The sequence below is a fragment of the Caballeronia sp. LP006 genome (genome assembly GCF_031450995.1).
Classification (GTDB): Bacteria; Pseudomonadota; Gammaproteobacteria; order Burkholderiales; family Burkholderiaceae; genus Caballeronia.
Map to the genome: position 1 here is coordinate 50,181 of NZ_JARTVW010000003.1, position 14,358 is coordinate 64,538.

Annotated in this window: 9 protein-coding genes; all 9 read right to left on the minus strand. The window is 54.3% G+C overall.

What is annotated here, in order from left to right; genetic code table 11:
* Positions 1-8 precede the first annotated feature (8 nt).
* The 9 genes from tssA to P9250_RS05015 all read right to left on the minus strand — a co-directional run bounded on the left by tssA (position 9) and on the right by P9250_RS05015 (position 14,356).
* On the minus strand, positions 9-1,589 hold the full coding sequence (tssA, locus tag P9250_RS04975) for a type VI secretion system protein TssA (RefSeq protein ID WP_310391499.1): 1,581 nt from the start codon (positions 1,587-1,589) through the stop codon (positions 9-11).
* On the minus strand, positions 1,589-3,925 hold the full coding sequence (locus tag P9250_RS04980) for an ImcF-related family protein (protein ID WP_310391501.1): 2,337 nt from the start codon (positions 3,923-3,925) through the stop codon (positions 1,589-1,591). Before P9250_RS04980 ends, tssA begins: the two co-directional genes overlap by 1 nt.
* Before the next feature lie 1,180 nt (positions 3,926-5,105).
* Positions 5,106-6,341 carry a hypothetical protein gene (locus P9250_RS04985; protein ID WP_310391503.1) on the minus strand — a complete coding sequence of 412 codons (1,236 nt, stop codon included), beginning with the start codon at positions 6,339-6,341 and terminating at the stop codon, positions 5,106-5,108.
* 3 nt (positions 6,342-6,344) lie between these two features.
* A complete protein-coding gene (locus P9250_RS04990) occupies positions 6,345-6,602 on the minus strand; it encodes a PAAR domain-containing protein (protein WP_310391505.1) in 258 nt (85 codons plus the stop codon).
* A 603-nt stretch (positions 6,603-7,205) separates the two neighbouring features.
* On the minus strand, positions 7,206-7,826 hold the full coding sequence (locus P9250_RS04995) for a hypothetical protein (RefSeq protein ID WP_310391507.1): 621 nt from the start codon (positions 7,824-7,826) through the stop codon (positions 7,206-7,208).
* A 1,090-nt stretch (positions 7,827-8,916) separates the two neighbouring features.
* Entirely contained in the window at positions 8,917-9,930 is a 1,014-nt protein-coding gene (locus tag P9250_RS05000) for a hypothetical protein (RefSeq protein ID WP_310391510.1), read from the minus strand.
* Positions 9,924-10,307 carry a hypothetical protein gene (locus P9250_RS05005; RefSeq protein WP_310391512.1) on the minus strand — a complete coding sequence of 128 codons (384 nt, stop codon included), beginning with the start codon at positions 10,305-10,307 and terminating at the stop codon, positions 9,924-9,926. Before P9250_RS05005 ends, P9250_RS05000 begins: the two co-directional genes overlap by 7 nt.
* A 228-nt stretch (positions 10,308-10,535) precedes the next feature.
* Positions 10,536-11,498, minus strand: a complete 963-nt coding sequence (locus P9250_RS05010) for a hypothetical protein (protein ID WP_310391514.1) — start codon at positions 11,496-11,498, stop codon at positions 10,536-10,538.
* Positions 11,495-14,356: a hypothetical protein gene (locus P9250_RS05015; RefSeq protein WP_310391516.1), complete on the minus strand. Its 2,862-nt coding sequence runs from the start codon at positions 14,354-14,356 to the stop codon at positions 11,495-11,497. Before P9250_RS05015 ends, P9250_RS05010 begins: the two co-directional genes overlap by 4 nt.
* Positions 14,357-14,358 lie beyond the last annotated feature (2 nt).

Sequence of the window (14,358 nt, forward strand, 5' to 3'; positions counted from 1 at the left end):
CTATGTTTTCATGACAGCGTGAGCGCACGCGCCGGGTCCAGCACGATCAGTTCACTACGCAGTTCGCCGATACGGTTGGTCAGCGTTGTCTTGTCGGCGTCCTTGCGGACGCTCATCGTCTTCAATGCACGCATCAATTGCTGCTTGACCTCAAAAGCGAGCGCCGGCTCCCAGCGTGCGAGAGGCAAGGTGCGCGTGGCGGCATCGAGTTCCGCGAGAAGTGAGAGTGCGGTATCCGCGCGGCCGGCCTGCTCGGCCAGACGCGCCATCATCAGGCGCTGCAGATAGCGATGCTTGTCTGTCTTCATGCCCGGCAGCGCATCGAGCCAGATAAATGCAGCTTCAATACCATCGCGCGCGGACAAATCACGCGCCTGTGCTTCGATCTCGGGCCAGTCTCCGGCCGCACCTTCCGCGGCATTTGCCGACACCGGCAACGCCGCGATACTCTCGCCTGCGTCAAGATCGCGCACGACGGCGTGACGCGCGATCCACTCGAGCGTGACATCATCGGCGAAAGGTGTACCGTCATTGAAGGCAAGCCGCTCGATGCCGGGAAGACGTTCGAGAAAGAGCGCGAAATCCGCGCGCAGCAAATCGCGCCATGCATCATAAGGCGTGCCTACGTTATCGAGCGCAACGTGCTGAAAATGTTGCAGATCGAACCAGAGGTGATTGACCCCTTCCATGAACGCCGCTTCGACGCGTTCCAGCAACTCGTTCCATTGCTTTTGCAGCACGAGGCGCTTGAACTGCTGACGCAATTCGCCGCGTGGCGCGGCGAGGCGGGTTCGAGCGCCGGCATCGGCGGGCGGAACTTCGTGAAGCGTATCCCAACGGATACTGCGCACGAGTCGCGCAGAAGGCAGATAGCCGTTTTCCTGATCGCGCAACCATGCTGCCATGGTGCGGGCCTGATCGAGCAGTTCGCGCTGCGATGCGATCGGGGCGCTACCGGCAAGCGCCGGAGCCGATGGAATCGGCGCGGTCGTGCTCGGCTCGGCGCTTTGTATGCCGTCGTCCTTGCGTTGGAAGCGAGAGGCGAGCATCTGCAAGTTGGGCCGCGCCGTTTCCGGCCATGTGAGTGTCTTTCCGACGATCGCATCGAGCGCGGCGACCGCGCGTTCCACATCACCAGGATCGAAAGCGTCCCGGCTGTCGAGCAAGTCCAGCGTGCGTGTCGTGGCGAGCATTTCGAGCGCGCCCTTCCTGGCTTCGGGACGCAAAGGCAAGATGGCATCGCCGAAGCGGTCGATCATGGCAGCAGCGAGTTCGAGACCATCGACGAAGCCTTCAGGTCCGTCCTGACGCAATCGCGCAAAAGCGTAATGGCCCGCGACACGCAGATCCTTGCCGACTTCTTTCGTGATTTGCTCGCACGAGCGGACAATCAACGAATCGTCGATGCCCGAAAGTTTCCCTGCTTCATCCTTCAAGCTGAAAAAGGCGTCTTCGTAACCGGGATCTCGACCGACGCCTGCATCTCCGGGAAGCGGCGCGAGCCAAGCCTCCCAAGTGTCGAGGCGAGCGCGAGCAAATTGGGCAGCATCGCGCGAAGGGAAAAGCGTTTTAAAAAGACCAGCAAACATCAATGCATCTCTGTGGTTGCGCCTTGCGGCAAGGGAATGCCCAACTGATTCGCCGCAGTGAACGCTCCGGGAGGCAGCGGCGGAGGGTTCGAGGCCGCCGACGTCGCCTTCGTCTTCGCGGGGTTATTAACCAGGAAGACGCGCTCCGGCAAAGCGAAGTGTCGTAACACAAGTACATCGAGCGGACCCGCGCCGCCTTCCGCGCGCATCTGCACCGAAAGAGGCAGCGCCTGACTTTGATCGGGTGTCCAGGAAAGCAAGTAGCGCGCGCTGTCCTGTTGCGTAACCTTCGCACGCTCGAGCAGGCGTATCACGCCGAAACGGCCTTGGGCATCGAGGGCCGAGCGCAGGCCGCCTTGCGCCGTTTCCCATTCCAGATGCGTGACGTTCTCCAGCGACTGGCCCGGCCATTCGAAGGGCATCCATTCTTCTTGCTGATTGAAGTACTTGAACGTGCGGCCCGCAAGCACGAACGTCATTTCGGTGACGCCGGGAGTTGGTACACCACGGAGATCGAAGCGGACGTGTGCATCGCCGGATGGAAACATCACGGTCGAGACGCGCGTGAGCTTGTTGAGCGCGATAAGGAACGCGGGATCGAGCGTAAGCGCGCCCTGATTCGCGCCCTGCGCCGCGGCCCAGTGATCGCCCTGCCGTTCGATGATGCCTGCAAGTTGCGTCGCGACGAACTGCGCAATCACGCCATTGTCGAGCCGCAGGAAGCGCGCAAGATCGGGCAACGATGCATCGTTGTCAGAATCCGCGAACGGATAGCGGGATGCGAAGTTGCGATTCCAGTCCGCGAGAATGGCCGTGCGCCAGATGTCATTCAGACTTGCGGACGCGGGGCGCACGACAACCTGCCACGTCTGGTCGAAGGGAGCTTCAAAGAGTTTGCCGAAACCGGCCCAGCGCTCGCCGAGGCTCGCGGACACACGGCTTGCGTAGTCGCGGCTGTCAGCAATATCCGAAGTCTTTCCTTGCAGCATCGCTTGCGACGCGGCGCGCGACATGGCGTCCGGGTCGGGACTGGACATCATCTGCTGCGTTCTCAGGCGCATGGCGGTGACGCGTTCGAGATAGCGCGGCAGACTGAGGTCGCCGACAGGTTGCGGCACGCCTTTCCCATTCGCGGATGCAGCGGCCCCGAGATCGCTTCCGGTCAGGCGCAGGACGGGGCCGAATGCTTCGGCGAGCGGGGTGTTTCTAGCTTGAGCGCGCTTCGATGGGTCTTTCTCATCGGCGCCCACGAGTTGCTGCGCCTTCGTGATCAGACTGTCCGACAACGTTTGCGTCGATGCGCCCGCGCCGGCCTGATAGACGATTGCGTCCATCAACGCGACGAGCGGCGAGCGTTGCGGGTCGCCGAGCAGTGTCAGTTGATCGACCGTGCCGGAAAGCGACGATGCATCCTGCCAGCGAATACCGTTTAGAAATTGCGCCCAGGCGCGGGAGTAGTCGTCGAAGTAGCGTTGGCGAAGTTCGGCCTTCAGCGCCGACGGCGATGTATTGTCGGCTTTCGCGTCTGAGAGCACCCAATCGCCTGCGACGGTGTGATGTTCGCTCGCCTCGTCGATCGCTTTGGGAATGCGTTCTTCCCAAGCGGCGCGCGTGAAAACGCCCGGGACCGTGGCGCTCGTACCGAAGAGGCCGCGACTAGGATGATCCCCGAGGATGCCGGCCAATGTCAGCGGCGGATATTTGGGCTTGGTTTCATCGATGATCTGCTGGTAGATCGCATCCGTCGAATTCTGGATTCCGCGCACGCCGATGATCGTCTGACGCGCCGACGCTATCAGTGCCGCGTCGGGCGTCAAGGCCGGCGACGCCCCGTGCGTTAAGTGGCTTGCATAGAATGCAATTGCGTGCTGGCGCAGGTCCTCCCACGCGCCTTGCGTGAGCGTCGCATTTTGCTGGCGCGCGGGTTCGTTGGTGGCGAGTAGCTGCGTCGTAAGGAAGGTTGCGTCGGCGTGCTCGGGGTTGGCGAGCATGAGATATGTTCTGAGCGTGTCATAGGCTGCCTGAACTTGTGCGTTGCCGCCACTGGCGATTTCGGCATCCGATAGCGAGGCAAGTTGGCTCAGGCGGTTTTCGAGTTTGGCTTTGATGGGAACGATCAGGACGCGTGAGGCGGCGTTGAGGTAAGCCGGCCAGAGGCGCTGGTATAGGGCGGCGTCGTGGTTCAGACCGAAGCGGGTGTAAAGCGGCGCGCCTTCCTTGCTGCGGATTTCGAGCGTGTCGAGTTGTTTGTCGAGCGCGTTTAACGCCTGCAGTCGTTGCTCGGGATCTTTCGCGGATGACAGACTTTCCAGCGTGCCTGCATCAGTTCGGACCATTGAACGATTGACGAAGCCTGAAAGCAACGTGCCGGCGACAAATATGCCCAGGACAACGATGACGCCATATGCCGCCGCGCTCGATAACGACACGCCCACACGGCGGCCATAGATAGCGCGACTGTGCGTTAAGACGGATTTCCAAAGAGCGTCATAAGACGGCAATGCAAAAGCTTGTTCGCTCACTTCGCGATCTGCGTCCTCGACCTGTTCAACACAAATCGGGGCAAACAGCAAACCGTGTACATCACTGCGCCAGAATCCCGACGTTCCAACCGTGTCGAGGAGGACACGTAACGCGGCACGAAACCGCTCTATGTGTTGCGACATCTCCGCCGCAGCCCGATCGAGCGGGTCGCGAGCAAGGCGTGCAACCCCGTTGCCTGCAAGACTGCCGGCGAGATTCGTTAGAGTGGTTTCAAGTTCTGCCGAGTTCGAGCGACGATCCGACCACGTCACGCCAATCGATGCGTCGTACGCGGAAATATTCCCGGTACACCTGACGGCATCGACAAGATAGACAGGCGCCGACCAGCACAACGTTCGAGCCTGAAGCACGAGGCGCTGCGCCATGCCCTCTGCATCGAAGGGCGTCCTTGCCGGGCCGAGCACTTCAGTGCAAGCAACCACTGCGTCCACAGGGCGGTGACGACGTAACCGCCGAAGTTTTCTTAACCATTCCACGTCGGGTTGACCGTCGTCATGGCATCCATGGAGCAACACGGCGCCTTGAATCATCTGCCAGCCGCTGGTGGAAAGTCCTGGCGCGATGCGATCCACGACCGAGCGCTCGCCGGCTACGAGTATCCACCGAGCCCGGTGTCTCCACCTCAACCCGAAGCGATGAACGAGCGCGGTCTTTAATGCCTTCGCGCGGCCGGCCGAGTCTTGCGAGCGTAAGTTGTCAGCCGTGCCACCGGGTGGACTACCTTTTTCCGCGTCGTACCGCATGAACCATCGTGTGGCCCTTAGCGATGCAATCAAGAGCAAGATTGCCTCGAAGAACTTGCTCAGCAAAATCAATATCAAGAGCACACAAAACAACGAAAGTTCAACGATGAGCAGCTTGTCTCCTGACAAACCAATGCTTGGGCCCTTTACCGCCAAGCCAACCGCCAGTGCCAGATAGACGATGAAAATAGCGATAGCAATTAGAAGCGCGAGCGGTCTTTCTCTTTGTTTAGTCACGTTCTTTCCTGCAAACCAGAGCGGTCATTTCGTTGTCTTCCCGTGCCAAGATCAATTGAGGGCTGGGGCTCGCGCTTGCGCTAGCTGCAGCTAGCGCAAGCGCGAGCCAACCGCTAGCAGCCGAGCAGTCGCCGACCGACGACTCGATCGAGATCAATTGGGTTTGCTCATCGAGCTTCGCTGACCGACGAACAAGGCCCACATCATCTTCTTGCAAGCCAGCAATCCAGACAGCGCTCAATTCCTGCACACTTGCCCCGGACCAACGGCTTGCAAGGCCAATCGCGTCCGCGATCTTATCGACGCCTGACTTGACCGGCCGGTGCAGGTGCACTGCCGGCTGACCGCCAGCCTCAGGCTTGGAGACATAGCCAAGCAACACGGCAACCCCTACTTCGGCGACTCCCCCGCCAAGCACGTTGCTTATGGCATTGCGAAGTTCGATTGCAATGACGAGATGAAAGGTATTTTCGTCTTTCTGATCCAGCCACGCGTCGGTGGTGAAGAGCGCAAAAACGTCTTCGCAACTGATCCGGAGATCAGCCTTTCCAAGCTTTTTCAGCAACGCGCAAATTCGATCAATCACAGGCTGCGTCTTGAGATTGGAGTGCAAGCAGAGATGTACGTGAAGCGTGCTTTTTCCCGGTAAAGCTGACAACGGCAACTCTAGATCGCTGAGTATTTGGTCGATCAGCCATTCGCACACAGCCAGATGACGAGTGTGCTCCCCCAGTTCGTTGCTCGGATAAAAAGGCTCGCCGGGCACGTCTATCCAGCGCGCCAAGACTTCTCTATCTCTCTCGGCAGCGCTCAGACGCAACTCTGAACGAACTTTTCCATCGACGATGCTCTGGAGACTGTTTTCCTTCTTGTCCGAAGAGTAGTGCCAGGAATAGCCATAAACGGTCAATGGCTTACTGGCGGCAGCGTGACATGCTGCTTCTGCATCTTCGCTAACTCGATTATTGGCAAGCGCTGATGCTCGCGCCGCGGAACTGTATGCCAAAGTCGAAAAGAGCGAGAAGGCCCAAATCAGAACGGGGTATCCGACGGCGCAGAGCCAGAACCAGGCCGTATCTGTCGTATGGCTCTCTCGCCAAAGAGAAATCACCATGGTTGCGCCAACGCACAGTGCAAGCACCAACAACGAACCCCAAAGGACGAGCGACGCTCTAGGTGCAAGCGGAACCGCCGCTTTCGGTGGAATTCTTTCGAAATCGATTGGCATCGTCTACTCGACGGAAGCACCGAGCGAAGATGCAATCAAGTACGCGCCGCATTCCGTGTGGTCTCCATCACGGGAGAGTGAGGCGATGCCATCTTTTATCCGCTTGCTTCCTTCGACGATCCGGTTGTCGCCATGGATTGGGCAAGAGACAAAGTCTCCGATGCGGGCAGCACGTCGACCTTTGACTTTAATGCGGTTGGAGCCGCTGAGGATGTTGCCGCCGTGGCTGGTTACATCGCCTTCGTATGCTAGGTTTTTCATGATGGTTTTGTTTTGCTTCGCGCCAACGGAAATCGGTTCAATCTAGAAGCCTGGGTTGTGGGTGCCTAAGCGCTTGCCCTGCTGGGACCACGTCACGCTTGGTTTTGCCGATGAGGAACCACCCGTAGCGACTCGTCGTACACGGCGCTGGTGCGGTCATCACCCATTGCGGTCCAGCTTCGCCTTGCAGGCGCGTGCAATTCGCCGTTCGGGTTGGTCTTGTCTTCCAATTAGCGGCCCTTTTGCGATTCGGAGAATTGGACCTCCGTTACGAGCTCCAAAAAAAACAGAGACCTATGCGGAAACACCATTTTAAGAATCACCAATTTGACTTAATTATCGAAATTTTTCATGGCTTGCATACTCAGCGTATTCGTCAAAGATGTGATGGACATCTCCCAAACACCGTTGCCTAAGTTGCGACTCAAGCCTCAACATTCAATCCGGCGTGCATAAGTCTAATTTTCCTTTGCAGCCTGTCGATTCCTTACTCGCGATGGAATGTTCTTGGTTAAGCCGAGTGAGTTCATTTTGGCCTCGTAAGCCACATAAAGCGGTATGGCCTTACTCTCAAATCCGTTCGTCCAGTAGGCGTCAGCGAGGTTAAGCCTTGGCAACAAATCGTTCCGGGAATTCTCTCACTATGTGCTCTAGCAACGGTATTGCCTCGTAAGATCGATCATACTTTGAAAGATAGAAAGCGATATCATTTATCTCCTGCACAGTATTTACATCAATATACGGCACTAGCTCTGCAACGCTATAAAACGGAAATAATCTGATGAATTCTTTAATAGCCGCCTCATCTTTTATAATGGTCCGAAAATAACGAAGCTGCGAAATCACCGCTTTCCTCGACTGGGTTGAAGGCGTATATCGAGGAGGTCTGAGATCGCCTGGCGCAAAGCAGCCTTCGACACGCGAAACATATTCTTTTGAGGCTACTTCGCCAGAGTTTAGGTAGGGCTTTTCTCCTGTTACTTCCCGTCGTAAGCACCAATTCCCGAACGAGCTATCCCATTGATAAATTTTCGTAAAAATCTGTCCACCTTGACTCGAACAGCTGCGGTCAATGGCTATGGAATACGTACTTGGAACCTTGTAAACTGCCATCGAGCTACATGAATCGAATTTATCCACATTATATAAATGGACAACCCCATCTGTCGCACGATACCTGATTTTTAGCTTGTCGTGATCGTTTTTAGATGTCAATGTACTCACAACGCCAATCCTCTCGAAATCGTCTCGAAGTACGTTTTCGCGCGCGTAAGCCGGCAAATCTATGACCGAAATTAAAATAACGAAAATCAAGCACTCGCAGGTTGCTTCTCTCCACTTTACAGATGTCAATTCTCTGCGCCCTTATTTTATAGAATGACGAGACTATCCTATCGGTTCTACGAAACTCTCGCTCTGACATGCGTCAAAGCAAAAGATGAAATCTATGGCATCGCGCGATCTTCAATAAACTTACACCGTTTGCGAAAATCCTTTAGATAGCTGACATCTCCTTGACCGCGTTGATAACATCGCGGCAAACATGCCGCTATTTTGTGGCTTCCGATGAAAAAGTCTACGTGGTACTCTACCCACTCTAAGTGGTAGTCCGCCATAACACTGCTTTTTGCGGTATTAGCTACAGTCTTCCGTTAGTCGATGCCATCAATCGGCGCCACCGTCCCGATGCCTCTGAAAGCTCGCGAATTGAACCTTTGGTAGATTCCTGGCTCACAGACTCTGTTTGATAAAAGTTCGTCGCCTCGTTTCACATAAACTCCGCCGAGTGCGCTTGCGTACACTACGTAGTTATAGGCACCGCGTCGAAACTTAATGTGTGTTGAGCTTGCATTGGCTGCAAAAACATCGCTAATATTGAATCTATTACGTGGCGGAATGCTTTGTTCTGGATATTGGAGATCGATCTTCTCTTTCGTTCCGATGCGATATTGTACATAGCCGTTATCGGCGAGATATTACCAGAGGCACAAAGGGAAATTATTTTTCCGCTGGCATGACAACTGAAATACACTTCCTCAAAATCCTTACAAAGCGTCAATTCTGCGTGTGCAACATTTAATGTACTGGAGCTGATCGCGAGTGCAATCATAATTTTTTGGAAGCTGAGCATTTTGTTTACACGCGATCGTTAGATTGTAGCGACTCAGCCTACGAGCCAGTCTTGGTTAGTTAATTCACAATTCAAGCCCGAAGGCAATGCACGAACTTTTTTATGACGCAATAATTTTACACGCCATCCTACGGCTACCATCGTTGTAAGATCAAAATCCTAATAGAATGACCATTCTTTAGGTTAATCCACAGTAAGAGGCGCTTTTGGAGGTACGGAAACCCACTCGCCGATCAATTTTGGCTTCAAGGCTTTTAGGATGAACAAGCCGGTCACATTCGCGCCTTTGTCTGTTTCAAGCAGATAGGTTTCATGTCCTGAATTCGACCCATTCAGCCTCATCGCAGCGGATGCGTTCGAATACGTATAAGCCCCCTCTAAACACGGATCTTCGACCGAAATCGAATAACTAAATCTATATTTACCCCCGATGAGCGAGTGCCCTTTCTGCGGCTCGCCTTTTGATTTGGACCTAGCCAGGCAAGAGAGTCTGCCACGAAAGACGATGGCATTGGCCTCAGCGTTCGCAACTAGAGCAAATCGATCACCCGGTCCCGGAATAAAATCGAACCCCACGAGGGATATTAATGATTTGCCCTCGGCATCGGTTATGTGAATTGATCGACTGCCTGATTCGGGATCGTTGCGGCTACATAGAAAAATGCTATGGTGCGCAAATTTGAGGCTTTTAGCCTGCGTACACCCATTAGTTCGAGTAACTTGGCTCGTCGAATCGTCGACGAATGAAACCAGTCCAACGTCGTTCACAGTTTCATCTACGACGAACTTTTCCAAAGGAGTCTTCTTGCAGAGGGTCCCCACTAGTCTAGATTGATCTACTGCGTCGTAGACGCTTTTAAACGCACAATCTGTGTATAAGGCGCCGCCACTCACGTCGATTGGCACTATCACGTGATACTTTCTCCGCGAGCCTTCAGAATTAATCTCTAACGCTACGCCTCCACCGACAAGGTGCACCAAATTGGAATCCAGGGTATGCTGGCTTTCCAGAAGATTTTCGTAACGCTTTAGCGGCATTTCACCGTTGTACAACTGAACAACATTTCTTTCGCCTTCTCGCTCGAATTCAAGCTGCAAGGTGTTACTTGCCTTTTGGTCGGATAAGTCAAAAGTTTGCGCCGATATTAGCGGAGAATAAAAATTAGCAAACAAAAACAGGCACAAAAGTTTTAACATTTCGACAGTTCCAGAATTGACTTTAAGCGAATGGCAAGTCCTGCGATCGTTTCGGCTTGATCTAAGCCATTGATAATCTTCCGTGCGTTCACGAAGTCCACGTGTTCGTCGTTGATATGGTCTGACAGTTTCTTTCCAGTGAAAAGCCCAGTGTCCATTCCATACACTGTCGCCCAGGCTGCGACCTCGGGCTCTAACATTCGATCGGGATCGTTAACTAAATCAATGCCAAGTGACTGACCTGTGGCGCTGTAATTATTCGCCCAGGTCACTTGAACATAACCGACGGCGCAGAGCCAGAACCGGACCGTCTCTGTCTTATGGCTTTTTCGCCAAAAAGAAGGCGCCACGGTTGCGTCAATATACAGTGCGAGCACCTACAGGACGAGCGGCGCTCTGGGTGCAAGGGGAACCGCCGCTTTCGGGGGTGCCTAAGCGCTTGCCTGCTGGGACCACGTCACTTTCGCCGTTCGGGTTGGTTTTAATCTTCCAATTACTGTCCTTTTGCAATTTGGAGGATTGGAATTGCGTTACGAGTTCCAAAAAATTAAGAGAAAATTATAAACGCGAATTTACCATCCTAAAGAAGACTTCCCTTCAGATTGTCATTCGTCGAGAGTTGACTTAAGTATCCATTTTTTTATTTTCTTGCCATTAGCCTGTGTGTATTCTGTCTTAACCCATCCGTCTTTGCTAACCCCGAGCACTTTTACCCTGTCGCCCGGAACTAGATATGCGGTTGTTCTTGCTAATGCGTCAGGAGAATCATACAGCCAAGATTTGATCCGGACCCTGGTATCAAGAGCTAACTTACCATCTCCTTCATTCGATACTTTAGCAAGCTTATTTTCAATGTACGTTGCATCAGACGCTGCACCCTCGCGTCTGAGTGCTGCAGCTATCTGCCTATAAGTGTGTCGATTATCATTACTGGGGGAGTCACACGAGATTAAATTCTCGATACCCAATGCATCAACCACGCGATCGCGCAATGTTCCTGATTTTGGTGATTTTCTAAAATCGGTCCATAGTTGATTAGCAAGATCTTCCTGCCCCTGCAACATCTCGCCCGAACGGTCGCGCCCCTGCTCAATCCAAGCGTCTTTTTGCTGCGACCAGGCTCCCGAGCAGATAGCTCCAGTTTCGAAGCTAATCATGCATCCGGAAGACGTGTCTACGACGGGGCAATATTGATTTCCCACTATACGTGGCTCCTTGCCTGCACTTTCGAGCATTCCCTGTCTAACTAGTGGGAGCACCAAATAACGCCCGCTAAAAGATGAGCTTCGAGCGCTTACGCCATTGAAGACAACGCCGCCATTGATGCTTAATGATTCGTCTGGAAGGAACCGCAGCCAGTCGCCTGTTTTCAGTTTGAGCCGAGCGCGCGCCCACCCTGATCCAAAACGTAGCTCATTAGTACCAGATAGATGATCGCTAAATTGCAACACTTGACCACCTGGCAATTGGGCGGTGACGTCTGCGCTAACATTTGCGAAACTACGCGTCACAAATAATGCGCATGAAACGAACAATAAGGCCAAGAAAGAGTGAGTACTTAATCTCATTGGGACAGCGCTCCACTTAATGATGCGTAACGAGTATTGTTGTCATTCATTCGCCTTCGTGCGGCGTAAGCCGCAGTCAACGCTGCCTCGTGTGCCGTATGCTGCACACCCCACTTCGCGGGATCGTTCGCAACCGATGGATTAGCATGAAAGAAGTCAGTGAGAGCCCTTCCAAAATCGTCGGCAACATTGCCAGGCCGATTCACATGTTGGTCTAAGGCTAACGCCCGCCCTAGATCGTTTCGACAAAAGTCTCCAATTGTAGAAGTGAACCCCGTAGGAATTATAGAAATTACTAACCTAAGTCGGCGCACGAAATCCTTTACTTGTTTCTCCTGGAATTCGTTATCAATCACTGCATTTACGATGGATGCTAACGGCTTATTAGATACGACATGACCAAAGGCTTTCGCGTTACAGCCAGTCCTAACGAGGCTATAAAGTTCACGTCCGGTAATAGGCGTGCCGCCGGTTAAAGATTCATCACTATAAAACATAGTGGCAATGGGCGATTTAGATCCAGTATCTTCAACGCTCCAACCGCAATCGGCGAATAAGCGTTTATAAGCGGCCCCGTTTTCTTGTTTAAATTCGGCAACTTGAATTGGAAATTCCCCAGCTCCCCGGATATTTACGGTTTTTTGACAAGCTCCGGCGGTGAAGATCTCGCTATCGTACGCTTGAACCGAATCCATCTTCCCTTCGTTTTTAGACATAGCCACTAAAATTCTGTGTTCGCTTTGCGTCATCTGCCCATTGGAAAGAAGGCACCGCATCGCGGGCGATGCTTCTAAGCTTACTCCCCCCCAATAGACGGGTCCGTAGTGCACGGTCTGACCAGACCACCGCGAAACTTTGAATTTGTCGACATAACAGCAGCCACATGAACAACCGTTTGACGCTTCAAAATTCGCCACCAACCCAATCGGATTGATATGAAACACATCTGACCCAGGAAAGCCTGGGACTTTTGCCTTCACCTCATCCCACCAAACGAGCTTCTCAATTCGCTTCTGTTCTTCGTCATACTGCGGTGTCCGTCCCGCGACCCTTTCGATCTCCGCATAGAGCTGCTTCCACTTATCCGGATTCGCCCACTCACTCTCGTGCTTCACAATTAACCGCGAGGCCCGCTGCATCAACCACGGATAGTGCCCCGACTCCCCCGCATAAGACACGCACATATCGTCCGCAGCGCCACTCCCATCTCCCTGTGGAAACAACACACGGTAGATGGTCCTCATCATTGGACTCAGCTTAGTCAGGGATTTCGCGTCTGGCACGTTCGCATGACCGGCATAATCCACCCAAGCTTGCGTAGTCGCAAACATTGAGTGCGCGGGGTCGTGCGCATCGTCGATGCAAGAAAAGTCCACCCACGTCTGAGCAAATTCACGCGTCACCCTACCGCCCGCGAACGCCTCCTCCCGCACCCATCCTTCTATGGCTTGCCCCCGTGGATCCGCACTTCCGACACGCCACCAATTCACCTTGCGTCCGGTGCGATCAGCGTTCTGTTCCACATGCTGCTTATTTCTGTCACGTGCGAGTTCCCCGAGCGACCAACGCTGCACAACTCCGGTCATGGGCGCGCTCGCACCTTCGCGCTCGGCATCGTGGAATAGCTTAGTTTGGGTGTCGATACGCAAGATCGTCGGTTCTGCAGACAAGCCCAGCGGAGTCCAGTCGTCCTTATGCGCGCCATGCGCTCCGATCCACGTTCGGGACTGGTCGATGAACGTCTGCACGCTGTCGTCGCAAAACGCCTCGATGTGTGCCATGCGCGTGGCCGATGAACCTGCGTTCAGCGAGTCGTAACGTCCCAGATGTCCAATCAAGTCACCAGCCTTGATGGGAACACCTTGAGCACTCGAGTCGCCCGCGCTATCCAAGGTCGACGCAGTAACCACGACGCGATCGAAGGTGTCGTCGGGCATGAACGCTTGTACCAGCGGACCGCCGTTTTCGTTGCCAAGAAAAATCCATCCGCCCACGGCTGTTGACGGCGGAACCCCACCCGCTTGCGGTGCATACAACTGCGCGCCATGTACGTCGGTGATCTTTCCCCAGCCGTGCTGTTGTTCTCCGATACTGACGCATGCGCCCTGCGGGAGTATGGCCATAGCATGACCTCCTCGTTGGCCTCCTCGCGGCGTCGCGCGTACTGTCAAACCCTGCTGACCCGGGTCAGCAGCCGACCCAGTTCTACTGACCTCAGGTTTATCCCGAGCGTGCTCGGTCACCTTGAATTGCGTGGACCAGTACGACGGTTTGCTTTTCCCCACATCCCGTTCGTAGTCGTCGTAAGCCTGAAGGTGCATGTACACGCTATAGAACGTGAAAGTCTTTCCCTTTGGGAATTCCATCGTATGCCGAACCAAGGCAAACCCGGTGCTGTATAAGGCCTGAGAGGCCGGCTGATTGCTGGAAGCCGGAACCTGGCTGACCGGATAAGCGCGATTAACGCGGTAGGCGATGACATGGCCATCCGCGATGCATCGAACCCCTTGGTTGAGATCCAGCTGCGTACCCGCCCCCGTATCCGTGATGTGTATCCCGCCATGCCACATTCCGCTCTTGCTTACGAGATAGCTCCCTGACGGTTCCTTATTGGCGAGCATTTGATAGATCTCGTGCTCGTCGGTGAACTTTGCCGCCGCGTCTGCAGGGCGTTGTCCCTTCTTCAAAAAAGGGAACCCAAACGATATTTGTTTGACCTTGGTATCAGGCGGCGCGGAGCGTGGAGCGCTCGGCGCTCTTGCAGCAGGAGCGTTCGCCGGAGCGCTTGAGGCGGCGCGAGGTGCAGAAGCAGGCGCAGGCGCAGAGGCCGGTTGTGCCGCTCTTGATGAATTTGCCATAT

Coding starts and splice junctions, on each gene's coding strand:
- tssA (WP_310391499.1), bottom strand. CDS start 1,589: ATGTTTGCTGGTCTTTTTAAAACGCTTTTCCCTTCGCGCGATGCTGCC.
- P9250_RS04980 (WP_310391501.1), bottom strand. CDS start 3,925: ATGGTCCGAACTGATGCAGGCACGCTGGAAAGTCTGTCATCCGCGAAA.
- P9250_RS04985 (WP_310391503.1), bottom strand. CDS start 6,341: ATGCCAATCGATTTCGAAAGAATTCCACCGAAAGCGGCGGTTCCGCTT.
- P9250_RS04990 (WP_310391505.1), bottom strand. CDS start 6,602: ATGAAAAACCTAGCATACGAAGGCGATGTAACCAGCCACGGCGGCAAC.
- P9250_RS05000 (WP_310391510.1), bottom strand. CDS start 9,930: ATGTTAAAACTTTTGTGCCTGTTTTTGTTTGCTAATTTTTATTCTCCG.
- P9250_RS05010 (WP_310391514.1), bottom strand. CDS start 11,498: ATGAGATTAAGTACTCACTCTTTCTTGGCCTTATTGTTCGTTTCATGC.
- P9250_RS05015 (WP_310391516.1), bottom strand. CDS start 14,356: ATGGCAAATTCATCAAGAGCGGCACAACCGGCCTCTGCGCCTGCGCCT.